This window comes from Marinobacter sp. F3R11, from assembly GCF_003318275.1.
Taxonomy (GTDB): domain Bacteria; phylum Pseudomonadota; class Gammaproteobacteria; order Pseudomonadales; family Oleiphilaceae; genus Marinobacter.
Genome location: NZ_QOCH01000015.1, coordinates 286751 through 311091, shown reverse-complemented (window position 1 = coordinate 311091; position 24341 = coordinate 286751). Strand labels below are relative to the sequence as shown.

25 protein-coding genes are annotated in these 24341 nt (G+C 53.4%); 14 read left to right on the top strand and 11 right to left on the bottom strand.

Annotation, left to right across the window (positions count from 1 at the left end; genetic code table 11):
* Nucleotides 1-2: 2 nt before the first annotated feature.
* Complete coding sequence (locus DS878_RS09820; protein WP_113815788.1) at nucleotides 3-830, bottom strand: zinc-dependent peptidase; 828 nt, start codon at nucleotides 828-830, stop codon at nucleotides 3-5.
* Nucleotides 831-917: 87 nt separating this feature from the next.
* Here DS878_RS09820 and DS878_RS09815 point away from each other — a divergent pair, with 87 nt between their 5' ends.
* From DS878_RS09815 to DS878_RS09800, 4 genes are read left to right on the top strand one after another with little or no spacing between them, the layout of a single operon-like run.
* The gene (locus DS878_RS09815; protein WP_315971922.1) at nucleotides 918-1226 is read left to right on the top strand and encodes a DUF1656 domain-containing protein; all 309 of its coding nucleotides are present in this window, start codon (nucleotides 918-920) and stop codon (nucleotides 1224-1226) included.
* Between the two features lie 7 nt (nucleotides 1227-1233).
* Nucleotides 1234-2094 carry an HlyD family secretion protein gene (locus DS878_RS09810; protein WP_113815787.1) on the top strand — a complete coding sequence of 287 codons (861 nt, stop codon included), beginning with the start codon at nucleotides 1234-1236 and terminating at the stop codon, nucleotides 2092-2094.
* Nucleotides 2095-2107: 13 nt separating this feature from the next.
* Nucleotides 2108-4156 (top strand): FUSC family protein, encoded by a 2049-nt coding sequence (locus tag DS878_RS09805; protein WP_113815786.1) that lies wholly within the window; start codon nucleotides 2108-2110, stop codon nucleotides 4154-4156.
* A gap of 57 nt (nucleotides 4157-4213) precedes the next feature.
* Nucleotides 4214-4888: a spermidine synthase gene (locus DS878_RS09800; protein WP_113815785.1), complete on the top strand. Its 675-nt coding sequence runs from the start codon at nucleotides 4214-4216 to the stop codon at nucleotides 4886-4888.
* 23 nt (nucleotides 4889-4911) lie between these two features.
* Here the strand turns inward: DS878_RS09800 and DS878_RS09795 are convergent, their stop codons facing one another.
* Nucleotides 4912-5766 (bottom strand): PA4780 family RIO1-like protein kinase, encoded by an 855-nt coding sequence (locus DS878_RS09795; protein ID WP_113816644.1) that lies wholly within the window; start codon nucleotides 5764-5766, stop codon nucleotides 4912-4914.
* A 284-nt stretch (nucleotides 5767-6050) separates the two neighbouring features.
* Between DS878_RS09795 and yeiP the strand changes: the two genes are divergently transcribed.
* Genes yeiP through DS878_RS09780 form a run of 3 tightly spaced genes read left to right on the top strand, consistent with a single transcriptional unit; the run spans nucleotide 6051 to nucleotide 8660 of the window.
* A complete protein-coding gene (gene yeiP, locus DS878_RS09790; protein ID WP_113815784.1) occupies nucleotides 6051-6617 on the top strand; it encodes an elongation factor P-like protein YeiP in 567 nt (188 codons plus the stop codon).
* Between the two features lie 30 nt (nucleotides 6618-6647).
* Nucleotides 6648-7826 (top strand): YbfB/YjiJ family MFS transporter, encoded by a 1179-nt coding sequence (locus DS878_RS09785; protein ID WP_113815783.1) that lies wholly within the window; start codon nucleotides 6648-6650, stop codon nucleotides 7824-7826.
* 51 nt (nucleotides 7827-7877) lie between these two features.
* A complete protein-coding gene (locus tag DS878_RS09780) occupies nucleotides 7878-8660 on the top strand; it encodes a hypothetical protein (RefSeq protein ID WP_148707077.1) in 783 nt (260 codons plus the stop codon).
* Here DS878_RS09780 and DS878_RS09775 read toward each other — a convergent pair.
* Nucleotides 8657-9109, bottom strand: a complete 453-nt coding sequence (locus tag DS878_RS09775; RefSeq protein ID WP_113815781.1) for a winged helix-turn-helix transcriptional regulator — start codon at nucleotides 9107-9109, stop codon at nucleotides 8657-8659. The two genes, DS878_RS09780 and DS878_RS09775, sit on opposite strands and share 4 nt — an antisense overlap.
* Nucleotides 9110-9451: 342 nt before the next feature.
* On the opposite strand from DS878_RS09775, the gene putA reads away from it, so the two are divergent.
* Nucleotides 9452-13081 (top strand): bifunctional proline dehydrogenase/L-glutamate gamma-semialdehyde dehydrogenase PutA, encoded by a 3630-nt coding sequence (putA, locus tag DS878_RS09770; RefSeq protein ID WP_113815780.1) that lies wholly within the window; start codon nucleotides 9452-9454, stop codon nucleotides 13079-13081.
* Between the two features lie 37 nt (nucleotides 13082-13118).
* Here putA and DS878_RS09765 read toward each other — a convergent pair whose 3' ends face one another.
* Complete coding sequence (locus DS878_RS09765) at nucleotides 13119-13808, bottom strand: lytic transglycosylase domain-containing protein (protein ID WP_113815779.1); 690 nt, start codon at nucleotides 13806-13808, stop codon at nucleotides 13119-13121.
* 186 nt (nucleotides 13809-13994) lie between these two features.
* Entirely contained in the window at nucleotides 13995-14171 is a 177-nt protein-coding gene (locus tag DS878_RS09760; RefSeq protein WP_113815778.1) for a DUF1328 domain-containing protein, read from the bottom strand.
* Nucleotides 14172-14419: 248 nt separating this feature from the next.
* Here DS878_RS09760 and DS878_RS09755 point away from each other — a divergent pair, with 248 nt between their 5' ends.
* The 5 genes from DS878_RS09755 (at nucleotide 14420) to mtgA (ending at nucleotide 17887) form a co-directional block, all read left to right on the top strand.
* Nucleotides 14420-14896 (top strand): hypothetical protein, encoded by a 477-nt coding sequence (locus DS878_RS09755; protein ID WP_261977742.1) that lies wholly within the window; start codon nucleotides 14420-14422, stop codon nucleotides 14894-14896.
* A gap of 25 nt (nucleotides 14897-14921) precedes the next feature.
* Entirely contained in the window at nucleotides 14922-15158 is a 237-nt protein-coding gene (locus DS878_RS09750; protein ID WP_113815777.1) for a TIGR02647 family protein, read from the top strand.
* Nucleotides 15159-15286: 128 nt separating this feature from the next.
* Complete coding sequence (locus DS878_RS09745; protein WP_113815776.1) at nucleotides 15287-16174, top strand: DMT family transporter; 888 nt, start codon at nucleotides 15287-15289, stop codon at nucleotides 16172-16174.
* Nucleotides 16175-16262: 88 nt separating this feature from the next.
* On the top strand, nucleotides 16263-17183 hold the full coding sequence (locus tag DS878_RS09740) for a diacylglycerol/lipid kinase family protein (protein ID WP_261977739.1): 921 nt from the start codon (nucleotides 16263-16265) through the stop codon (nucleotides 17181-17183).
* A gap of 8 nt (nucleotides 17184-17191) precedes the next feature.
* Nucleotides 17192-17887: a monofunctional biosynthetic peptidoglycan transglycosylase gene (gene mtgA, locus DS878_RS09735; protein ID WP_113815775.1), complete on the top strand. Its 696-nt coding sequence runs from the start codon at nucleotides 17192-17194 to the stop codon at nucleotides 17885-17887.
* 19 nt (nucleotides 17888-17906) lie between these two features.
* On the opposite strand, the gene DS878_RS09730 is transcribed toward mtgA, so the two are convergent.
* From DS878_RS09730 to DS878_RS09705, 6 genes are all read right to left on the bottom strand, one after another.
* Nucleotides 17907-19586, bottom strand: a complete 1680-nt coding sequence (locus DS878_RS09730) for a GMC family oxidoreductase (RefSeq protein ID WP_261977737.1) — start codon at nucleotides 19584-19586, stop codon at nucleotides 17907-17909.
* Nucleotides 19587-19614: 28 nt separating this feature from the next.
* Nucleotides 19615-20400 (bottom strand): ZIP family metal transporter, encoded by a 786-nt coding sequence (locus tag DS878_RS09725; RefSeq protein ID WP_113815773.1) that lies wholly within the window; start codon nucleotides 20398-20400, stop codon nucleotides 19615-19617.
* Between the two features lie 63 nt (nucleotides 20401-20463).
* Complete coding sequence (locus DS878_RS09720; RefSeq protein WP_261977736.1) at nucleotides 20464-20961, bottom strand: hypothetical protein; 498 nt, start codon at nucleotides 20959-20961, stop codon at nucleotides 20464-20466.
* A 70-nt stretch (nucleotides 20962-21031) separates the two neighbouring features.
* Complete coding sequence (locus DS878_RS09715) at nucleotides 21032-21691, bottom strand: hypothetical protein (protein ID WP_113815772.1); 660 nt, start codon at nucleotides 21689-21691, stop codon at nucleotides 21032-21034.
* A gap of 187 nt (nucleotides 21692-21878) precedes the next feature.
* Entirely contained in the window at nucleotides 21879-22688 is an 810-nt protein-coding gene (locus DS878_RS09710) for a DUF1338 domain-containing protein (protein ID WP_113815771.1), read from the bottom strand.
* On the bottom strand, nucleotides 22678-23772 hold the full coding sequence (locus tag DS878_RS09705) for an arginine N-succinyltransferase (RefSeq protein ID WP_113815770.1): 1095 nt from the start codon (nucleotides 23770-23772) through the stop codon (nucleotides 22678-22680). The genes DS878_RS09710 and DS878_RS09705 overlap by 11 nt, the downstream gene beginning before the upstream one ends.
* A gap of 116 nt (nucleotides 23773-23888) precedes the next feature.
* Here DS878_RS09705 and DS878_RS09700 point away from each other — a divergent pair, with 116 nt between their 5' ends.
* Complete coding sequence (locus DS878_RS09700) at nucleotides 23889-24317, top strand: Lrp/AsnC family transcriptional regulator (RefSeq protein WP_113815769.1); 429 nt, start codon at nucleotides 23889-23891, stop codon at nucleotides 24315-24317.
* The last annotated feature ends 24 nt before the right edge of the window (nucleotides 24318-24341 follow it).

Genomic DNA, 24341 nt, shown 5'->3' with positions numbered 1-24341 from the left:
GGTCAGCGCGGAGCTAATTCGCCAGGATCAATTCTGTAAAAGTCACAAAGCAGCCCATAAACTGCCGGTTGTTGCTCTCTCAGATATTGCGGTTGCTGAAAGAAGGCCTCTGTCAGCACCGCAAAGAACTCTGCCGGCTTTGTAGCACCATAGGGGTCTAGCCAGCTGTTACGGCGATGCCTCAGTGAGTGGCGAAGGTTGTCATAGGCTATGGTCATGGTTTGCTGCCACTCCCTGGCTTGTTCTCCTCCCAGGGGTGGTGCACCATCCGCGCTGCCATCCAGATAGTCCAGTTGGTGAGCAAACTCGTGGAGGATCACGTTGTGAGTACCTTCGGGGTGTATTGCTCCATTTTCGCATTCCGACCAGGCCAGTACGACTTGTCCCAGAGAGGACGCCTCACCAGCCCGCACCTGATCGCTGATGCCCACCACCATGCCGTCACGTTCGGTAGCCTGTACCCGGTAAACATCCGGGTAGACAAGAATACTGCGAACCTCATCGTAATCCGAATATGAACGGTTGATCGTCAGAAGGCAGGCGTGTCCTGCGATAGCTACCCGCACGCGGTCATTCACTTCAAATCCGGCACATCCATAGAAATTCTTTTCTGTGAGGAATAGCTGGACCTGTTTTTCCAGGATCTTCTGAAGGTGTTTCGGTAACCGGCGGTACAGAGGTACCGTTGATCGCATATGTTTTCGCCAGACCTTCGGGAAGGGTTGCTTCAGCTCACGCTCCCGGCGCCAGGATCTGTAGAAGAAAAGATAGAAAATAGCCAGGGCTATGAAGGCTGCGGCAAAGACGGCAAATACGGTGGCGGAGGACATCCTTTATAAACTCACGTTATAAATACAGCGATCACTCTAGCATATACAGATTGGCCAATTGCTCCACCTGCATCTATGATCAAGCGCTTGACAGCAAGTCGTTCGGTGTTTCTTCAGGAGGCCGTGCGCTATGCGCTTTCTTTCAAGGCTGAAATGTCTGGTGGCAGGGTCACAAGCGTCGGTAGCAGGGGTGATATGCTTCATGAGATGAGTATTGGTGGAATGCTATTCAGTCCGCTGCTGGTGATTGCGCCTCTGGCGTTTCTACTTGCAGCTGCGACGAGAATGGTACTGCATTATCTGGAACTGCGCCGTTATATCTGGAAGGAAGCCTGGTTTGATGTGGCTGTCTTCGTTTGTTATCTGGCGGCTATCGTTTATCTGTTTGGAGATTAGGGCTTTCATGGGAAAACCGGGGCGTATTGGGCTTACATTACTGGTGGTGGCTGTCGCCGTCGCGGCCGGAATCTGGGTGTGGAATTACTATCTGTATTCTCCCTGGACCCGGGATGGCCGGATTCGGGCCGATGTTATCACTATTGCTCCTGATGTATCCGGGTGGGTAACGGGCCTGAGTGTCAGAAACAATCAGACTGTCAGTGAGGGTGATATTCTTTTTACAATCGATGATACCCGTTACCAGGCGAAGTACGCAGAGGCCGCTGCACGGCTGATGCAGGAGAAGATAGCCTGGGAGCTCGCCAGACATCAGTATGAAAACAGGCAAGAGGTGGCTGATCGTCAGTCCGTCAGCGACGGCAGTCTGGAAACCTTCCGTATCCGCGCTGAATCTGCCAAAGCCAGCTACCAACTTGCTCAGGCGGAACTTGATACGGCGCGGATCGATCTGGAGAGAACGAAGGTGCTGGCACCGGAGAGCGGTACTGTAAATAATTTTGCTTTACGCCAGGGCAATTATGTCTCCCGAGGGGCTTCGGCATTGTCGTTGATCAAAAGCGACTCTTTTTATGTGACCGGATATTTTGAAGAAACCAAACTGCAACGGGTGAAGGTAGGGCAGAAAGCCCGGATTACCCTGCTTTCTGGCAATGAGAAGCTTACAGGGGAAGTGGTCAGCATCGCGCAGGGTATAGCTGATTCAAATACCCGTAGTGACAGCCAGATGTTGCCTCAGGTGCAACAGGCATTTAACTGGGTGCGTCTTGCCCAGCGTATTCCGGTCGATATCGAGCTTGATCCGCTCCCTGAAGGCGTAAATATCAGCGCAGGCATGACAGTTTCCATTTATCTGGAAACCGAGTGACGGAGCTTCCTGCATGATGCTCCACCCGCTGCTGGCCCAGCTTTTGATGCCTGACAGAAGTGCTGTGATATTTGCCCTGAAAGGGGTGATATCTGTGGCGCTGGCATTGTTTGTGGCCATGTACCTGCAGCTTGATCGCCCATACTGGGCACTGGTATCTGCCATGTTTCTGCAGATCCGCCCGGAAAGCGGGCTGGTGACGGAAAAGGCTGTTTGCCAGATTTTGGGATCGGTGGTGGGCGGCGGCGCAGGAATTCTGATCCTGGCGTTTTTCATGCCATACCCATTGCTTGCTCTTGCCTGCCTTACCATCTGGATCGGTCTGAATTCCGCAGCATCGTCCATGGTGCATAACACCAATTTCATCTATGCCTTTGCCATGTCGGGCATGACCGCCGGGCTGGTAGTCCTGTTGGTGATGCTGACCCCTAACCTGGCAGATAGCCGTGCGGTGTTTGACATCGCCCAGTCACGGATTAGTGAAATCACTGTAGGCGCCCTCTGTGCAATGCTGGTCAGCCAGCTATTGTGGCCCGTTACGGTAAAGGACAGCCTCCGCAGTCATGCCCGAACAGTCATCAATAAAACCCTCGAATACCTCTCCCTTGAACTTGATCCGGACAGCACTCACGAGCAGCGTCACCAGCACGCGGATCAGATTCTGGAAAACCTGATTGTACTGAATGATGATTCCAGTGCCGTTGCTTATGAAGGGCCTGAGGGGCCGGGGCGGAGCAGGGCGGCAAATTTGCTCTGCAACAAAGTGATGTCGTTGCTCGCCGTTACACAAATTATGGGGCGCTTCCCTCGTAACCACCCGGACCTGGTTTCGCCGGCGTTTAGCAAGTTGCTGGAGGACATGCGAACCCAATTTATAAAAGTCGCTGAAGCGGACAGTTTTGAGGAATCCTATATTGAGGCCCAGGCCCTGAGGCGTGCGTTGCTGGAGCATCGGGCTGCGTATGTAAATGAATCCGCTATTGTGATTCGCCTTACCCAGACCGCTGCAGAGCTGGTGGCGGATCTGGCCATGGTATTGCGGGCCTATAACGCCCTTGAAAACCGTGATCAGACGCTGCTGAAAGCTTCAAGGTTGAAAACTCACCGGGACCCATTGATCGGTGCCGTTAACGGTTTCCGGACGGCGATGGTTTTCATGCTCGGGGCGGCGGTATGGTTGAGCACCGGCAGCCCGGCGGCCATTATGCTGATGATTATGCCGGTTGTATTTTCGGTGATGTTTGCCCGTTTTTCCCGGGTTGTACTGACCTCAATCCTACGGCGCCTGCTGCTGGGGGTTGTGGTTGCAATCCCGCTGAGTCTGTTTTTTGGGTTGGGACTGTTGTCTGGCAGCAGCGGCGACTTTGAGTTGCTGGTGCTTATACTCGCGGGCCCTTACTTCGTCGCGTTGCTGGCCATTGCGAACCGCAAGACCCTGCCTTACGGTCTGGGTTTATGTATCCCTTTCACGCTGATTGTACAGCCAGGCAATCACATGACATTCAACATGGAGGTCGCCACCAGTAATGCTTTGGGGCTGTTTGTTGGTATGAGTGTACTCTACTGGGTGTTCAAACTGATCACGCCCCCGGACAGCCAGCTGATGCAGCGTCGTTTACTCAAGGCAACGGCTCGGGATCTGGTAGGCATTGATTACCACCGCAGGCCGGAAAACTGGTTTAATGGCCGAATGGGTGAGCGCCTCTTGCGGCTTGCCAATTATGACCAGAGTTCGGGCAGTCTCAGTCGCAATATGACAGATCTGGGGTTTACCGGGCTTAACATAGGTCACATGTCCATTCGTTTGCGAAAACGTATCAAGAACCACCGCAGTGCCGCTGTTGATGCGAAACTGGCAGAATGGCAACAGGTGTTGGCCGACACCTACCTGTTGAGCTCCAAGGGCCAGATGAACTCCCGGTTCCGGGAAGTGAGCTCGGAGCTTCTCAAGGCGCTTCACTCAGTGAAAGAGCCGGATTCGCAAACAGTAACCATCGAGGGGATGTTCGAGCGTATTGCCCTGACGCTAGAGCGTACCGCTCGTACAGTAGCGCAGAGCTGAGTTTCATCTGCCTTAACCCCGGACTCTCCCGTGGGATTTCATCTTCAGAGGTTTTGTATGGCTCGTTTCGAATTGCTTGGCACTGCGATTATTCCGGGCAAGGGCACAGAACTGCGCCTGTTGCAGCGTAACGATGAGTTCTCCATCCGTATTGCCGGCACAAGCGGCGAGCTGATGAATACCCGCCTGCACGGCTCTGAGGACGCACTTGCCACGCTGGCCTGTGAACGCATTGCAGATCATCCGGCGCCAAAGGTGCTTATTGGCGGGCTGGGTATGGGCTTTACCCTGGCGGCCGCTTTGCAGTCTCTGGGGGAGACTGCAGAGGTAACCGTTGCAGAGCTGGTGCCTGAAGTAGAACAGTGGAATCTGGGGCCGCTGGGCAATGCGGCGGGTTATCCGCTGAAAGACCCTCGTGCGCGGGTGCATATTGGTGATGTAGTGCAGCTGATCAAGGATTCTCCGGCCAGTTACGATGCCATTATGCTGGATATCGATAACGGCCCGGAAGGCCTTACACGTAAAGAAAATGACTGGCTGTATTCTTCTGCGGGCATTGCTGCCGCGCAGGAAGCACTGCGGCCAGAGGGTATCCTGGCCTATTGGTCTGCAGGTCAGGATCCAACCTTTACCGAATGCCTGAAGCGGGCCGGGCTCTCTGCAGAGGCGGTGACTGTTCGGGCTCATCGCCCCGGGAAGGGCGCCAGACACGTTATCTGGCTTGCATGGTAAGTGTCCGGAATGACGGGGCGGAATCAGTCCTCGTCGTCTTCCTGCATGCGTTCCTGCCGATCCCTTTCTTCCTCTTTTGCAGCGTCAATCACCGCCATTAGCTCGTCGACATCAGCACTGTGGGTATCGTGTTCGAAACACCCGGTCAGTTTGCTGTCAGGATGCAGGTTGCCGCTCTCGTACAGCGCCCAGATTTCCTTGCCATAATCGGTAATCAGCAGATCGGGTGCGAACTTGGCAAAATAGCGGCGCATGTTGTCCACATCCCGCTCCAGCATACGTTCGGCGTTGTTGTTGCCGGCAGCATTCACTGCCTGGGGAAGGTCGATGATCACTGGGCCGTTGCTGTCTACCAGTACGTTGAACTCTGACAAGTCGCCGTGAATAAGCCCGGCACTCAGCATTCGAACAATCTCAGCGATAATCCGTTCGTGATAATCCCGCGCCTGGTCTGGAGTGAGAGTGACATCATCGAGGCGCGGAGCTGCTTTGCCATCGGCGTCGGCAATCAACTCCATCAGCAGCACACCATCCACAAAGCCCATGGGGGCAGGTACGCGCACCCCGGCCTCAGCCAGCCGGTACAGGGCATCCACTTCGGCATTGAGCCAGGCATCTTCCTGTTCTTTCTGGCCGTAGCGGGTTTTTTTGCTCATTGCCCGGGCCCGGCGGCTGTTACGTACTTTCCGGCCTTCCTGGTATTCAACGGCCTGCTTGAAGCTCCGTTTCTGCGCTTCCTTGAACACCTTCGCGCAGCGCACATGCTCACCACACCGCACCACGTAAACCTGTGCCTCTTTACCGCTCATGAGCTGGTAAAGCACTTCGTCCACCATGCCGTCGTCGACCAGGGGCTGCAATCTCTTGGGTACTTTCATAAAACCTTTCAGTTTAGCCGTATGCGTGCCGACCAAGTGTATGCTTAAACCTGAAATCAGGAGAAGGCCGACAGGATGGTCACAATGAAGCATAGCTTACATCAAATTGCTATTTCTTATGTGAATCCGGTTATAGGGCCGGGAAGCTTTTTACAGAATGACCTATAGTGTCCGCCTGCCCCGTATCGGCGGGGCTGATCTGCGGGTAGAATTGCCGGGTGTGAAATCCGCCGGCTGATACCCGGTATGAACGCGTTTACGGTATTGTTTCGGAGCTTTAAAAAATGCCAAGAGCAAATGAAATCAAGAAGAATTCTGCAGTTGAATACGAAGGCCGGGTGTATTTTGTAAAGGACATTGAGCGCTCTGTTCCTCAGGGCCGGGCCGGCGGCAGTCTTTATCGCATGCGTATGTACGACGTGGTAACCGGAGCCAAGATCGACGAGACGTTCAAGGACTCCGATATGCTGAACCTCGCCGATCTCGTGCGCAGGCCAGCGACCTTTTCCTATTCTGATGGCGATGAATATGTCTTCATGGATAGCGAAGACTTTACCCAATACAGTCTGAGTCGTGATGCAATTGCAGATGAGTTGCTATTTATCACTGAAGATACTCAGGGTGTTATGGTGGTTCTGGTCAGCGACGCGCCTGTAGCCCTGGCGCTCCCTCCAACTGTAGAACTTGATATTGAGGAAACCGACCCATCTGTAAAGGGTGGCTCTGCAACAGCACGTACCAAACCCGCAAAAATGAAAACCGGTTTGGTGATTCAGGTTCCTGAGCATATTTCTACCGGTGACCGGATCAAAATCAACGTGGAAGAACGCAAGTTCCTTAGCCGCGCCTGATCCGAAGTTGTTCTGAACCAGGGAAGCCCCGTGAAAACAATAGAAACAATAAGGGTACTGGCGGCTAGTGTGATCACTGTAATGGTCACGGTCGGTGTTGCACGGTTTTCATACACGCCAATGATCCCCGAGATGATGGAAGCGCTTGGGTTGAGCCAGTCTGTGGTAGGTATGCTGGCGACAGTAAATTATGCAGGCTACCTTACGGGCGCGTTGCTTATTACCCGGATCAGTGATCTTGATCTCAAGGTAAAGCTGTATCAGCTCGGGCTTGTTGTGGCGGTTGTCTCTACTGTTCTCATGGGGTACACCACGGAAATCTGGTTGTGGTTTGCCCTGCGTTTTGTTTCAGGCCTGAGTACTTCTGCAGGCATGCTGCTCGGTGCCGGCCTGTTGATGAGCTGGCTGATCAAAAACAACGAAAAATCCGAACTTGGTGTGTTCTTTTCAGGCATTGGACTCGGGATTGTTCTGACGGCGGTTCTTGCGGAGCTGATCAAAGGGCCCTTCAGCTGGGATCAGCAGTGGGTGATATACGGGCTTGTGGGTCTGGCGTTGCTGGTTCCTGCCTGGCGCTGGATGCCGGATTATCGTGCCTGTGCCTTGCCGCGAACCGGAAGCTCGGCAGCCAATGATGAGCGCAGCCGGTTTGTTGTGATTCTGCAGATAGCCTATTTCTGTGCCGGAGTAGGGTATGTGGTAACTGCGACTTTCCTGGTGGCTATTGCCGAGTCCATACCGGCACTCAGTGGCCACGGCTGGCTGATCTGGCTGGTTGCCGGCCTTGCAGCCACGCCAGCCTGCTGGCTTTGGGATGTGTTCACGCGCCGATGGGGGCAGTGGATGGCTCTCTACCTCGCATACTCGCTCAATGCGCTCAGTATCCTGATGCTGATCATCAACACGAGCATGGTCAGCGTCATGCTTAGCGCCGTTATTTATGGTGCCAGTTTTATCGGTATCGTCAGCATGATGTTGGCTATGGTGGGGAGGGAGTTTCCCGAGAATCCTTCCCGGCCCATGAGCCGGCTAACCTTCAGTTATGGTATCGCCCAGATGCTGGCGCCTGCTGTTGTGGGTTATCTTGCAGATGTCGAGGGTAATTACACCAACGGCCTGTGGCTTACGTTATTGGTGATGGGGCTTGGTGTGTGGGTGCTTCATCTGGCGCGCCAGACCAAGAGCAGGGAAGCTGAGCCTGCTGTATGAGCGCTCTTGGTGCTATGGTAGCCACATGTTCAAATGGGAGTGTCCGTCAGCATGTTGATATCAGAAGGTGCGCAGCATTACGTCCTGATGCTGATTCCCAGTCTTTTGCGGGATATAGAAAAGCTGGGGCTGCGGCGAATTATTCGCACGTCTGATTTTTCCGAGCAGGAAGTAACAGCCCTGTATTTCAAGTTTGTGTCTGCAAAGCGTGTGCTGCCGGATGATCCGCATTCAATCGGGGCTGCTGACTGGCAGCACCTGCTCCATTGCGTGCGCGTGATGAGTTCACTGGTGAGCCTGGCGACGACTGAAGACCTGGAGCGGGCACGGGAGGCGGCAATCCGCCGTTATCTGCCCCACGCAAAAGAAAGCCTGAACAACGAATATGAGCAGATGCGCAGCGAGGGTAAAGTGGATTTCCGGCTCGCGGGCCTTCTGCGCGGCGGTAGTACCCCGGAAAACTCCGGTCAGGTTTGCATGGAGGCTATCAGGCGGGAGCGGGAACAGCGTGTTGAATCCATTAAGTGCCTGAGTTCCGAGCATCTGACAGACCACGAAGCCTTTGTGGTAGAAGCCGCCAAAGCATACGTGATAGCTCGCATCGGTGACGCGCCAGAAGATTTCGGTATTCTGGACCTGGTCATCCGCCTTCTTGATTTGCTGCGCCTGGTACTCGTTCTGGAGTCCCGCTCCATTGGTGGTGCCAGTGCAGTGTCCTCTAACTTCACGGTAGAAAATATTGTGCTTGGTATCGGTAATGCGCTGTACCGGAGTGAGCTTGGTTTGCATGTATCTACTCTGGGACTGGCCCGGGTCAACAACCCGGCTCCTTAGAGCCCCGCATCTTTTACACTTTCCATTACTACAAACGTACTTGTTTGCAATACGTGGGGCAGTGCTGAAATCTGCTCACCCAATACTTGCCTGTATTCTGCCATGTTGCGGGTCCGCACTTTCATCAGGTAATCGAAATTGGCAGCCATCATGTGGCACTGCTCAATCGCAGCAATTTGTCTGACGGCCTTGTTGAAGGCCTTCAGCGCATCGCTGCTGGTATCACTCAGGGTAACCTGCGCGAAAGCAATGTGGCTTTGCCCCAGCTTGGTCTGATTAACCAGTACGGTGTAACCGGTGATGAACCCCTGCTCCTCAAGCCGCCGCATGCGAACCTGACACGGAGTTTTCGAGAGGCCGACACGAGAGGCAAGCTCGGTGATTGTGATCCGCGCGTTCTTCTGTAATTCACGAATAATTGAGAGGTCGATCCGGTCGAGTTCGTTCATGGTCCTGGGCCTTATATCTTTTTTGTACCTGATTTCCCCCGTTATTCCGGTCGAAAACTCCCGGTAAAGCCCGGGTTTGTCACTTTCGGGCAAGTCATCGATATGGACGCTATGCTTTAGATTGTAAACGCCAGATGCTACAGGGTTTTTGGTGGGTAAAGGTTAATGGGAAGGTCAATTTTCCCTTTATTTTGTTATACGAAAGGTCATTTATCAAATTTTATAGATTAATAAAGTCTTAATTGTTTGTGGTTATGTTTTTTATAGTGAAACCGACTTTGATGTTGTAGGTAGAATGCGAAAAAGGCAAACAACTGAGCAAACAACCGAGAGAGTGCAGCTATGTCAGCACAGCAATCAGTGACTCCCGAAATTTCTGAAAGCCGGCAGGCGATTCGCGATTATTATCTCGAAGATGAACATAAAGTGATTCACGAGTTGATTGCTGACGCTCAGTTGTCCCGCGAAGAGCGTGAAGCAATATCCGCCCGGGCCGCAGACCTGGTGCGTAGTGTCCGCGCAAATGCGAAGTCCACGATCATGGAAAAGTTTCTTGCGGAATACGGCCTCACCACCAAAGAGGGTGTTGCGCTGATGTGCCTGGCCGAGGCGCTGTTGCGTGTGCCTGACAACACCACCATCCATGCTTTGATTGAAGACAAGATCACCTCCGGCAACTGGAGTGCTCACGTTGGCAAGGCGACGTCATCGTTTATCAATTCCACAACTGTTGCGCTGTTGATGACAAGCAACCTGCTGAAAGACTCTGAGCGTCACACGGTAGGGGATACACTGCGCAAGCTGGTCAAGCGTCTTGGTGAGCCGGTGGTTCGCACAGTTGCAGGCCAGGCCATGAAAGAAATGGGCCGGCAGTTTGTTCTGGGCCGTGATATCGAAGAGGCCCAGAGTGAGGCAAGGTCCTATATGGCCAAGGGATATACCTATTCCTACGACATGCTTGGCGAAGCCGCACGTACCGATGCCGATGCCCGTCGTTATTTTGAATCCTATTCCAACGCCATCGATAGTATCGCCAAAAACTGCAAAGGTGATGTTCGCAAAAATCCGGGTATTTCCGTCAAACTCTCGGCGCTGCTGGCCCGTTACGAGTATGGCCACAAAGAACGGGTGATGACCGAGCTGTTGCCCCGTGCCCTGAAACTGGCCAAGAAAGCAGCGGCTGCGAATATGGGGTTCAATATTGATGCCGAGGAACAGGATCGCCTCGATCTGTCTCTGGATGTCATTGAAGGACTTCTGTCCGATCCGGAGCTTGCTGGCTGGGACGGTTTTGGCGTTGTTGTTCAGGCTTTCGCCAAACGCGCTTCCCATACCATTGACTGGTTGTACGCACTTTCTGAAAAGCTTGACCGTCGTATCATGATTCGCCTGGTGAAGGGCGCCTACTGGGATGCTGAGATCAAACGTGCTCAGGTGATGGGGCTGCCTGATTTTCCGGTGTTTACCCGTAAGGCATGCAGTGATGTTTCCTACCTTTCGTGCGCCAGAAAACTGGTGCGCATGAGCGACCGCATATACCCGCAGTTCGCTACACATAACGCGCATTCTGTTTCCGCAGTCCTGGAACTGGCTAAAGCTGCCGGCCTGAAGAATTATGAATTCCAGCGTCTACATGGCATGGGGGAATCGCTGCACAATCAGGTTCTCGAAGAGAGTGGTGTTCCCTGCCGAATATATGCGCCCGTTGGTAAACACAGCGATCTGCTGGCGTATCTTGTTCGCCGGCTGCTGGAAAACGGAGCTAACAGCTCCTTTGTTAACCAGATCGTAGATACGAGTATAACCCCGGAGGATATTGCCCGGGATCCCATTGATGTCGTTCAGGCGTTGGGTGACAACCTTTCGAGCAAAGTAATTGTACGTCCGGAGAATCTTTTTGGGGCTGAACGCCGTAACTCCAAAGGGTGGGATATTACCGATCCGGTGACAGTAGAGAGAGTCAATAAGGGCCGCGGGGAATTTCGCAGCTATCGTTGGGTGGGTGGCCCGCTCATTGCTGCGGACAGCAGGGGTACAGAAGTGCTGGAAGTCAGAAATCCGGCGAATCCAGATGATCTGGTCGGGCATATTACCCAGGCTGATGAAGCCGATGTGTCTGCCGCTATTGGCGCAGCACAGCAGGGTTTTGCAGGCTGGTCCGCCATGCCGGTGGAAGAGCGCGCAGCCTGTGTTCGCAAAGTTGGGGACCTGTTGGAGGAAAATGCCCACGAGTTGTTTGCTCTGACAACCCGGGAAGCGGGTAAATCCTTGCTGGATGCCATTGCTGAAATTCGCGAGGCTGTAGATTTTTCACAGTTCTACGCTAATGAAGCTCTGCGCTACAAAGACAGCGGTGAAGCCCGCGGCGTTATCTGCTGCATCTCACCCTGGAACTTCCCGCTGGCAATCTTTGCCGGCCAGATTCTTGCCAACCTGGCTGTGGGCAATGCAGTTGTTGCCAAACCTGCGGAGCAAACGTCGCTGCTGGCGGTTCGTGCTGTTGAACTGATGCACGAAGCAGGAATCCCCGAAGATGCGATACAGCTTCTGCCAGGCTCCGGCGCTACAGTCGGGACCGCACTAACTTCTGACCCACGGGTGGCAGGTGTGTGCTTTACCGGTTCCACGGCCACCGCTCAGCGCATCAATAAGGTAATGGCAGAAAACATGGCTCCGGATGCACCATTGGCGGCGGAAACCGGTGGCCTGAACGCCATGATTGTGGATTCAACGGCTCTGCCTGAGCAGGTAGTCCGGGATGTGCTGGCCTCGTCGTTCCAGAGCGCTGGTCAGCGTTGTTCGGCGCTGCGCATGTTGTACGTGCAAACGGATATTGCTGACCACCTGCTGGAGATGCTCTACGGCGCCATGGAAGAGCTCGGGATTGGTGATCCCTGGGAACTTTCCACAGATGTCGGTCCGGTCATTGACGAGGCGGCGCGCAAGAAAATCGTGGATCATTGCGATAAGTTTGAACAAAAAGGCCTCCTGCTTAAAAAACTCCCGGTGCCGGAAAAAGGCCTGTTTGTCTCACCCGCTGTACTGAAAGTCAGCGGAATAGAAGATATGGAAGAAGAGATTTTCGGCCCGGTACTGCACGTGGCGACCTTTGAGGCCAAAGACATCGATAAGGTTGTTGATGCTATAAATGCGAAAGGCTATGGCCTGACTTTCGGTATCCATAGCCGGGTTGATAACCGGGTGGACCGGATCTCAAGCCGCATCAAGGTTGGCAATATTTATGTGAACCGCAACCAGATTGGTGCAATCGTGGGATCCCAGCCGTTTGGTGGTGAGGGCCTTTCCGGAACCGGGCCGAAAGCGGGAGGCCCGCAATATGTTCGTCGTTTTCTTAAAGGCGCCACAGCTGAGCGCCCGGCTGACCCCGGAGCTAAAGTGATCGATGGCAAGAAGCTGGAAGAGCTGATCGGCAGCCTGGGTAAGTGTAAAGTTCTTGCTCCAGCACCCAGAATTCAAGCCCTGGAGCCTGTTTTCGGCAGGGTCCCCGAGCCGTTGGACGCCCACATTGAAGAACTGCCAGGGCCAACGGGTGAGCTTAACCGGCTCTCCAATCACGCCCGTGGGACCATACTTTGTCTTGGCCCGGATAAAGACACAGCATTGGCTCAGGCCGCTATGGCATTGTCTCAGGGCAACAAGGTGGTGGTGATCGCGCCAGGTATTGCTGACACTGTGAGCCGCGCTGCGCACGCCGGGCTGCCTGTTGTTGGCGTTGAAGGCAACCTCGAACCGGAGGCACTAGTCAGAGTGAGAGGATTTGAAGCAGTGGTCAGCTGCGCTGAACAGCCACTCCTGAAAAAGTATCGCCTGGCTCTGGCCCGGCGTGATGGAGCATTACTACCGCTGATTACCGAGCATACTCTTGATCAGCGTTTTGTGATTGAGCGTCATCTTTGCGTGGATACAACTGCTGCAGGTGGCAACGCCAGCCTGATCGCAGCATCCGAGTAGACCTGTCCGGCCCAGGGAGGGGCTGTTGGTCTAGTGGTCAGTTACTGGCATATCGCTCGCGCAGTATGCCCACTCGCTCAACGTAAGCTTTGGTTTCAGCATAGGGGGGAATCCCGCCGTAACGGCTGACGGCTCCCGGGCCGGCATTGTAGGCTGCTGTTGCCAGCCTGGTATCACCTTTAAATCGTTTCAGCATTTTTGCAAGGTAGGTGACGCCTCCGCGGATGTTGTCTGCCGCCACCATCGGATTTTTGACACCAACTTCCTCTGCTGTTCCCGGCATCAACTGCATAAGCCCCTGTGCACCCACCGGAGATAGCGCCTTTTCGTTGAACGCGGATTCCGCGTGAATAACCGCGCGCACCAGTGCTGGGTCAACGCCATTCTCTTCGGCTGCTGCTTTGATTTCTTTGTCGTAGCGGCCAGAGTACAACGGCGTTGTGCGCCAGTTAACACGAGAGTCCGGGTCGCAGGCGTAGCAGTAGAAACTGATAACCTCGAAATCTGCTACAGAAGGCCGGGTTCCGCTGTAAGCAACAATACCGTTATCGTCTTTGTAACGGAACACAGTCTCGTTTTTGCTGGAGGCGCGTCCGGGGTTGTTGCTTTTAACGTTGGTATATTCAACGCGCCCGTCGGGGTGCACAATCCGCTTGATACTATCTGCCGAAGCCGGAGCAGAAAGCCAGATCAATACAATCAGTGCAATGTGTTGGGGGCGTATCATTTGCTACTCACGGAAAGCTCAATCAACAGTCGTGTTGCTGTTCATGTTAAATGCAGGCTGTTGAAATTATACGGCCTTAGCGCACAGAAATGACATTATGTCTTGTCGGAGAAATGTTACCGGGAAGGAGGCCCGGGCATGTAGCGGGGTGCCCGGGCCAAAACACTGATTAAACTCTCATGAAGCTTAGAGTTTGGGGCCTTTTCCGCGCACTGCATTGGCGACGAGAGAAATGACCAGCAGAACGAGAAAGATAAAGAACAGTACTTTGGCGATGCCTGCCGCAGTTCCTGCAATGCCACCAAAACCAAGGACACCTGCAACAATAGCGACGATAAGGCAAACAACAGCCCAATAGAGCATAATCTTTCCTCCATATTTGGATTCCCTTTCAACGTGGCACAGGCGATCGGAATGTACAAATTCCGTTCATGTCAGCAGCTTTCCTTTTCAGATTTTTTCGCTGGTTTTATTTTTTAAAGTTTTGTTTTTATTGATATAAATCGATTTTATTGGCGATTGATTACGCTTTTATAAGGTAAGCTTCAGCTCGGGATATTGTTATTGTTGTGCTACTGCTATCCTTGAAGAACCAGGTCCTGGAGTAATTTATGATCCTGAAACATACAATTTGTACTCTGCTTGTTTTTGCGTCCTGTGCATTTGCAGCGCATCTTCAGGCGGAATCAAACGATTCGTCAGTGGACAGGCTCAAACAGGAAAGCCAGGAGCTCGGGAAGGCGTTGCAGGAATACGGATCCGATCAAAAAGATCAGGCAGAGGAGTCAATTGACCGGACGCTCACCGCACTCGATAAGCGGATTGCTGAGCTCGAGCAAGAGCTTTCGGAAAACTGGGATGACATGAGCAACACAGCACGGAAGCGCTCGCAGGATAGCCTGGACTCTTTGCATGAGCAGCGGGAACGGGTACAGACCTGGTATAACGAACTCAAAGCCAGCTCAGCGTCTGCATGGGAGCGGGCCAAAAAAGGCTTCTCGGATGCGTATGAAACATTTTCCGGTCAGTGGAATGAAACTGAGCGGGATATGACCCTTGATAATGACAAAAAAACTGAAAGTATCTGACAACCAAAACAGCCAAGGAATAACAATGCCATTTTCTCCAGATCATATTGCCGAGCTCAATCTGCTGTCTCAGTTTGAATCCTCTTCAGGCCAGGCCGGTATAAAAGTGCACCGGCACGACGCGGCACCCGAAACCGTTGAGGCCGCACAGCGCCTTTTTGCCAAAGGCCTGATTACTCAGGATGACGGCGGCTACCTGACACCTCTTGGCAGTGAGGCCGTAGAATTGACCCAGAAGCTACAATCCATAATCACGACCTGATCAGGCACTTGTTCTGATCTTGAGTGCCATCTGTAATGGTTGTCAGGTCGGGTGTCTGTATCTGTTCTGCATGCAAGTTAGTCTCTAAACTGACGGACTTTTCAGATACCTGATTCTGGCAGCTTCATATGCAATCCTTGTTCTATTCGTTTTTTGTCCCCGCTCTGTTCGTCTGGTTATGGAGTACCGGTTTTATCGGTGCCAAGTACGGTTTGCCCTACGCGGAGCCCTTTACTCTTCTGCTGATTCGCATGCTCCTGACGCTTGCGATACTTCTTGGTTTGGCCTGGTTGCTTAAAACCCGCTGGCCGGGGTGGAAGTCTGCGGGACATCTTGTGGTGACCGGGTTACTGGTCCATGGCTGTTATCTCGGTGGCACTTATTACGCTATTCATGGCGAGATGCCCGCGGGTATTGTGTCTTTGGTGGTGGGCCTGCAACCTTTAGTGACGGCGGCTGCCGCGGTTCTCGTTCTTAAAGAGTCTGTTTCCGGCAGGCAATGGCTCGGGCTCGGGCTGGGATTGTTGGGTGTAACACTGGTGTTGGTCGAGAAGTTTGGCGGCAACAGCCCGGGCTCCGGCTTTCCGCTCTGGACACTGGCCTGGGCCGTGCTCGCTCTGACCGGCATTTCTGTTGGTACCGTATATCAGAAGCGCCACGGCACCGGCGCAGACCTCGTGGCTGGCACCATTATTCAATACGGCGCTGCATCTTTGTTTTTTGCCGTTGCTGCTTTGTTGATGGAGACCCGTGAGGTTGTGTGGTCACTGCAGCTAAAGCTTTCTATCGCATGGCTGGTTCTTGGTGTTTCCGTTGGTGCGATACTGCTGCTGATGTGGTTAATTCGCCGTGGAGCGGCCTCGCAGGTTGCCAGTCTGTTCTATCTCGTGCCACCGGTAACGGCTCTGCAAGCCTTTTGGTTGTTCGATGAGCGATTGGGCGTGCTGGCAATGACTGGTGGAATTATTTCTATTGCAGGAGTTGCTCTGGTGGTTTCTCACAGACGCCCCGGCTAAGGCTCCCCCTGTGTCATGACCGTAACATCAGCAGCGGCCTGTTTGAGGTATCTTGGAGGCAATGGCTTTCCGGAAACTATGCGGGCCGATGCAGAGAAAAGATGATATGACTTATTGGCTGGTTGCGAATCCAGGCGCAGGTGATGGCCAGAAGGACAGGGCGTTCTGGCTCGAAAAACTGGCAGGCGCTGGCATCAGTAACCCGGAGTGTTGTGATTTCCAGGAGCAGACCTGGGAGGCGCAAGTGCAGCCGGGTGATGTTGTTATGGTTGCGGGTGGCGACGGTTCGGTCAACGCCGGTGCCCGTCTATGCCTTGAGCGCAATGCAATACTGGCGGTACTGCCATCGGGTACTGCCAACGATTTTGCCCGTAACCTTGATTTACCGGAAGAGCCTGCAGATGTGTGCGAACTGGTTCAGCGCGGCGAAACACAGATGGTTGATGTGGCCGAATTTGGCGGCGGCTTGTTCCTGAACGTTGCCCATGTTGGTTTGGGCACACTTCCGGTCAGAGAGTCTCAGGGCACCACAAAAAAGATGTTTGGCCGATTCAGCTATGGTTTTGAGTTGTTGCGCCGAGTGAGTGCCAAGAGAGGATTTCACGCTGAAATAACATGCGATCAGGCATTTTTACGCGGGCGCTGGCTATCGATTGCGGTGTCCAGTGGTGCCTTTTTTGGTGGCGGTAACGAGATCCCCCAGGCTATGGCTGATGACGGGCTTCTGGATGTTATTGCTGTGAAACCCCGGCCTTTGGTGCAACTGCTTCTGACATTTCTTATGGTTCGGTTCAGCGGCAAATCCCCGGAACGCACCAGTACGGTTGTACATCTGAAGGGTCAGCGTTGTGAGATTCTGACCTCGAGACCAAAGACAGTAACTGTGGATGGTGACGAAGCAGGTACTACGCCTTTGCGCGTAGTGTGTCGCAAGCACTGTCTCAGGGTTATCGGAACTACAGTGGTGAGCACCGGCGAAACTGCATCCAGGCAGCCGGGACTCGGGTAAGGGAATTTATGGCGCGAAAATCGATAATAAAACGGTTTGTGCGTGCGGTGGCCTGGGTGCTGTTTGCTCTGATCCTGTTATTCGTCTCTCTGTTGCTTCTGTTCCGGTATGTTAACCCGCCCACTTCTGCGTTTATTCTGGGTTACAGCATCGCGCACCCGGGTCAGGAAGTGCGGCAACAATGGGTCAGTTTTCCGGACATTTCTCCATGGATGCCGCTTGCGGTTGTTGCCAGTGAGGATCAGCGCTTTCCGGATCACCGGGGTATTGATTTTCTTGCCATTCGCCAGGCGCTGGCTGAATATCGCGCAGGAGAGGGGCTCAGGGGTGCCAGTACAATTACCCAGCAAACGGCAAAAAACCTGTTTCTCTGGAATGGGCGCAGTTTTGTCCGTAAAACTCTGGAAGCGGGTCTTGCGCTTGCTGTTGACGGACTTTGGCCGAAGCGGAGGATTCTGGAAGTCTACCTCAATATCGCCGAGTTCGGTCCCGGAATTTATGGCGTGGAAGCTGCGAGCCAGGTCTATTTCGGTATTTCCGCCCGCCACTTGTCTGCAGCGCAAGCTGCGCGACTTGCGGCGGTTTTGCCCAACCCTGCGGTACTGAGTGTTGCAGTCCCTTCAACCTATGTCCGGGATAGGGCATTCTGGATTCGAGGACAGATGGATCAGCTTTCCGGATTGCAGTATCTGAAAAATCTGTAGGCATGAAACTGCTGTCTGCTCAGATTGCTTTATCTCCGGCCAGAATCCACTTCGCTGCTTTCTCCGCAATCATCAAGGTCGGTGAATTGGTGTTGCCGCTGGTAATTACGGGCATCACGCCAGCGTCAACCACTCGCAGACCCGCTACGCCTCTTACCCGCAGGTGGGAATCTACAACTGCCATTTCATCGTCTGCTTGTCCCATGCGGGTGGTACCCACAGGGTGAAAAATTGTGGTGCCTATGTCTCCGGCCAGACGGCTTAGCTCTTCGTCGGTCTGATATTGTGTCCCGGGCCTGTATTCCTCAGGCTCATATTTTGAAAAGGCTGGCTGGCCGGCGATGCGGCGAGTCACTCGCAGTGAGTCGGCCGCAACCTTTCTGTCCTCCGGGGTGCTCAGATAGTTGGGTGCGATTGCCGGTGCCTCCAGAGGATTGCGGCTGCGGATACGTACAGTACCCCGGCTGGTGGGGTTCAGATTGCATACGCTTGCGGTAATGGCCGGAAAGTTATGCAGGGGTTGACCAAATGCATCCAGGCTCAGAGGTTGAACATGGTATTGGATATTGGGGTAGTCGTATTCTTCGGAACTGCGGGTAAACGCACACAACTGTGAGGGTGCCATGCTCATGGGGCCCGAACGTTTAAGCAGGTACTCGATACCAATCCGGGCCTTACCCATCAGCGAGTTGGCCATGGTGTTCAGGGTGAGAGCGTTGCTTACCTTGTATACGGAGCGAATTTGCAGGTGATCCTGCAGGTTTTCACCTACGCCCGGCAAATCTGCAACTATCGGAATCTTCATCTCCCGGAGCAGGTCGGATGGCCCGATTCCAGATAATTGCAGGAGTTGGGGTGAACCGATCGAACCGGCTGAGAGAATGACTTCGCGACTGGCCGATGCGAGCCTTTCACTGCCTGAGTCAGTAGCCACGCGCACGCCGGTGCACCTTGGCCGCTCTCCACCGGTATCCATTTCCAGCCGCAAGACCTGTGTGGAATGCCAGACCGTGAGGTTGGGTCTTTTCGAGGCGTGTCGCAAAAAGGCTTTGGAGGTGTTCCAGCGCCAGCCAGCACGCTGGTTTACCTCAAAATAATCCACACCTTCATTGTCGCCGCAGTTGAAGTCTTTTGTGCGTGGTACGCCTGCCTGGACTGCCGCCGCCGCAAAGTCTTCAAGCACCTGCCATTTCAGGCGCTGGCGTTCTACCCGCCATTCGCCACCATGGCCATGGAACCGTCGGTGGGTGCTATCTGTCTGGTCTTCAGTATCCAGACTATGATGATCCTCATGGCGCATGAAGTCTGGCAGGCAATTGCTCCAGCTCCATGCGTCATCGCCGGTTATCTCTGCCCACCGGTCATAGTCCCTGGCCTGACCACGGATATACAGCATGCCGTTGATGCTGGAGCAACCGCCCAGAGTCTTGCCCCGGGGGTATATCAGTGACCGGTTGTTGAGCCCCGGTGACGGCTCTGTACGGAAACACCAGTCGGTGCGTGGATTATCGATACAGTAGAGGTAACCCACAGGGATATGAATCCAGTGATAGTTATCACGCCCGCCTGCCTCGATCAGCAGAACCCTGTTTTCAGGATTTGCGCTCAGTCGGTTGGCAAGGAGGCAGCCGGCTGTACCGGCTCCGGCTACGATATAGTCAAACTCAAACGGACCCGCTGTTTTGTTATTGTCGGGCAAGGTAGTTTCTCCATAGCGATTTAACGCATCATCCCAGTGTGGCATCCAGAAACATCATTACAACAAAGCCTGCCATAAGTGAGAAGGTTGCCAGCGTTTTGTAACTGTTCCGGTGGGTTTCCGGAATAATTTCATTGCTGATAATGAAAAGCATGGCGCCGGCAGCAAAGCCCAGAGTCCACGGCATAACCGGTTCTGCCAGCCATACCATAGCCGCGCCGAATATGCCGCCGACAGGCTCGGCCAGGCCTGTCAGCAGGGCAATTGTGAATGCTTTGGTTCTGGAGTACTGAATAGCCATCAGTGATACGGCAACGGCAAGACCTTCGGGAATGTTCTGGATACCGATTCCTATTGCCAGAACATAGCCGTTGCGTATATCTCCGCCGGCAAAGCCAACGCCTACAGCCATTCCTTCCGGGAAGTTGTGCAGGGTTATGGCAATAATAAAGAGCCAGATGCGACGGATGTGCGAGGCGTTAGGGCCTTCTGGTCCGAGATTAAAATGTTCATGGGGTAGTCTCTGGTGAATATAGTAAAGAGCTCCCGCGCCCGACAATATCCCGAAAATAACCAGCAGCGCTGCCGCCCAGGTAGAGCCAAGCAGTGCCTCACCGTGCTCCAGCCCAGGAAGCAGTAATGAGAAAAAAGAGGCTGCAAGCATTACACCTGCGGCGCAGGCCAGCATGCTGTCCTGCAGCCGGTCAGACAGGGTTTTTACGAAGAAGACTGCAAGGGCCCCGATGCCGGTAGCAAGGCCGGCGGACAGGCTTGCCAGAGCACCAAGCCAGACTATGCTGATATCGGATGTCATGATGGCCGGACTCTTTGGGTTGGAGGCATGTCTTGCGAATATTGCAGAAACTGTTTCAAGCTGTCAGTCCGTTTTGTATGTCGGTGTCGTAGAGCGGGATAGTGTTGGTACGCAGCCAATCACCTGTCTTGCCTTGGTGTTTGCATGCAGGTACCAGCGTTTTCCCGGTTCAGTAAACGTCTGCGGTGTAATGCTGAATTCTGTCGTTTCCATGGTTAGGGGAATAGGTGACCCGTCTGCATGGCGGTACACGCAACTAACGCCAAGGGTCAGCGAAGTGGCTATGGGTAGTGCTATGAAACCATCATCCCGGACCTGTGGTGTTTTGTCGCCCACACTGATGATTTTAAGGCAGGGTCCATAATGAACTCTGCTCTGGTCGCGCACATACTCGCTCAGGCAATGCCGGGCACTGAGTAGCACCGTGTTTTGATCGCTGTTTCCAGAGCCTGACGGCAGATTTTCGTTGTCGGGCTTGTTGGCCGGGGTTTTATCTGGCAAAGACTGGCAGCCCGCCAACGTAAGAAGGCAGGCCAGCAGAAACGTGAAGGCAGGCTTCATCAATACTCCTTGCTGCATTAAACGAATACAGGTTTATCGGGTAGCAAGGAGTTAGTCTAGCGCAGCTTGCCTATCCGAACATCCTCTTGAAAAAGCCTGCTGACTGTACATCCGGAATTGGCAACTGGTCCAATTCATCCATGGCTTTACGCCAGAAATATTCCGGAATGTCCAGGTCCGCGACGAGGGCGCGCTGTTCGGCGCTGTAGTGGTTGTGCTCGCCTTCCAGCCCGCGTTCAATCAGTGCCTGCGTCCATAGGTGAACGGCGCCCCTTACGGTTCTGAGCAGGCCAGAGTACACATCGCGGCTGAGGTTAATGGCCAGCTCTGCACTCAGGTTGATCTGTTTTTGCAGGATGGCCATATCTTCTTCGTCCAGCAATAGACGGTTTCCATCACCTTTTTTGCTGTTGATGCAGACTTTTTCGAGAGACTTGGTACCTTCAATAAGATCGATATGCCCAAGCTCAAGCTTCTGCTGATCATCGGCCACAGGCGCGGGAATCCATCCATACTGTGGGGATTTTGCCACTATATGACCGGATAGATCCAGGCGATAGGGAGGGGCGGCGTCACGATCCTGATAGCCATCATATTCGCAGCGTAGCCATGCAGCCATTTTTTTGTGACGCAGCATCATGGCAAGAGTGATAGCTGAAGGCATGATGCCTTCGAGCAGCTCATCTGAATCCCGTGTACGTTCTTCGAGATGATTGGTGGATGCAGACATGGTTTCTCCTTGGTGGAGGCAACTTGAGTGCTTCCTCCACCACATTTTTGTTGTTGTATCACTTCCGGCAGTATCCGAAACGTATTCGTGTCTGAAAGGTAGACAATGATGACGGGCCGTACCGTTGTAAAAAGGTTATCCCTTTGTAAGTACTGGTAAGCGATATGTATTTCAAAACTTCATGAAGCTATTGCGTACTGAAATTAGTGCTTTCGAAGATCTTGTCTGCTGAGGCTGCAACAAAGCCCATATAGCGGTTGCCGTCAGGTTTGTTATAGCGCAGTGCAAACTCATAAAAGCAGCTGGGAATGGTGGCATTCCGGTCCCTGAACTCTACCGGGACCTGGTCAGCCATGGTGGACGACTGCTCAAGAAGGTCTTCAGGCGACCCTTTCACTTCACCGCCAGCAGAGTTCACCCTGAACCCTTTGTCTTTCAGGAGCTGATTCACATCGGCGACAGTATGAAAGTGCTGCAGGTGGTTCACACTCACGGTGAAATGGTTCGCGCGGTAGCCCCAGGCAGCAAGCCAGGCGGCATATTCGTTTTCTTTCAGCAGATTGCGGTAGGTGTCGTAATCCAGATCCCAGTGCCGGCCCGAGTATAGGAAATTGTCCGCTGCAACCTGCTCCTGCGTTACTCCGGCTACCAGCTCATTTACTCTGGCCTGAAGTTCTGGCGAGCACTGCTCAGTCAACAGCTCCGAAATGAATACTTTCGGAGCCTCCGGGTCACTGTGTTCATAATGCCGGGCATAGAGTTTCTTGTTTTTGAAGTGGTACTCGCCCCCTTCGCGATACCCCAGTGCAAGAAAATGCTGTGCAAGAGCGTTCAGGCCAACGGGAGCCAGGTTAAACGTTCGCAGGGCGATATGGTCGTTGACGATCGCCTGGTTTTCTTCGGCTCCCAGAATCTGGTGGATTTGCGCAGCCGAAGGTGTGACCTCACGATAGTTCTGCCAGAGCTTCTCGAACAAGGTGTTCCGGTCAGTATGCATAGTTTAACTCCGTGGCTGTATTTCGGGAGGTCGCCGATGCCGCCTGGTTAAAATGCAGCACGCGGGCGGGGTCGTCATTGCGCAAATGCAGTTTTTCCGCAAGGGCAGGGGGAACAGTCAGCGTATCCCTCAGGGCAGGTACGTCGGATGTAAGGGTCGCCCGGAAGTCTGTTGTGCCTGTGTTTGTAATCAGGGCTGGTTCATTCTTCTGTAAAAAACCACTGTCTGCTTTTGCATTCGCTTTATCAATTACGACGGTGCATGCAGAAGAGAGTCTCACGCTGCGAATGTCGGCCAGTGCACACTCAACAGTGGGTCCGCCATCAAACAGATCAATGAAACCCTTATGCTGAAATCCTTCAGACTTAAGTATCTTCCAGGCTGCCCGGGTATTCTCGTGTACCTGGCTGAGAACCGCTCGTGCTTCCGGGCTCATCAGGCAAGTGTAGAGTGGATGGGAAGGCATCAGCTTGTCGATGAAGTCTGTAAAGCCGGTGCCAGCAAGCTGGGTTGCCTGATCGAATTCCATGTCAACGAAATGGGTTTTCAGCCAGTTCCAGAATGGGGATTGGCCAGAGGTGTCCGATACTCCTCGCATTTCAGCTATAACCTTGTCTGAAAAACGTTCCGGGTGCTGTGCCATAAACAGGAAACGTACCCTGGACAGTAGTTTGCCAGCTCCAGCCCGACGGAACTCCGGTCGCAGATAGAGGGAGCAGATCTCGGAATAACCTGTGTAGTGATTACAGCGCGTGAGCGTTTCCACACATCGACGAAGGTTCAGATCCCGGGAGTGATGGGTGACCGTGTTGCGCCGGAAGTGATAAAGAGGCCGGGTGTGCCCTGCATTTGCTTCTATGCCTGTAGTGCCCAGAATATCGCCGGTTGTGCCATCTTCCAGAACGAACAGGTAGTGCTCGTTATCAGGACGGGTAACGCAGCGTTCAAAACTGGCCATGGAATGGGCGATTTTTTGCGCCAGCGCATCCCTGTCGGGCATGAGGGATGTGAACCCCGGGCCGGATTCACTGGCTATTTTATACAGGGTATCCAGATCTGTGTCGGTAATCGGGCGAATGATCATGGGCTGCAACCTGCCGTTGTTTCAGGACAGTATGAAGCTATGTGGTGTCAGATTGCAGATGCACTTTGTTCAAAGTGGCCTATAATTTTCACATATTGAATAGCTGGATGAGCAAAATGACCGGAAGCAAAGACAAGCAGCTGCTTATGCTGTTGCGCCAGAACGCCAGAATCAGTATTACGGATATGGCGAAAGCCCTGAATCTGTCGCGCTCGACGGTGCAAAACCGCATTGCCCGCCTGGAAAACAGTGGAGTGATCAAGGGGTACTCCGTGCAGTTAGGTGAAGCCTTTTTGTCCAGCCAGGTAGAAGCTCATGTTTCAATAAAAGTTGTCCAGAAGCTGACTGCGCGAACAAATGCCGCGCTGGAGGGTATCAGCCAGGTGTCCCAGCTGTTCTCGGTAAGCGGCGAATACGATCTCATCGCAATTGTTGCGGCACAGACTCTGGAAGAGTTGAGTGCCGTATTGGATGAGATAGGTAATCTTGAGGGTGTTGAGCGCACTAACTCGGCAGTTGTTCTGGAAACCCGCTTTCGGCGTTAGGCGCTTACCAGAGAGATATTATCT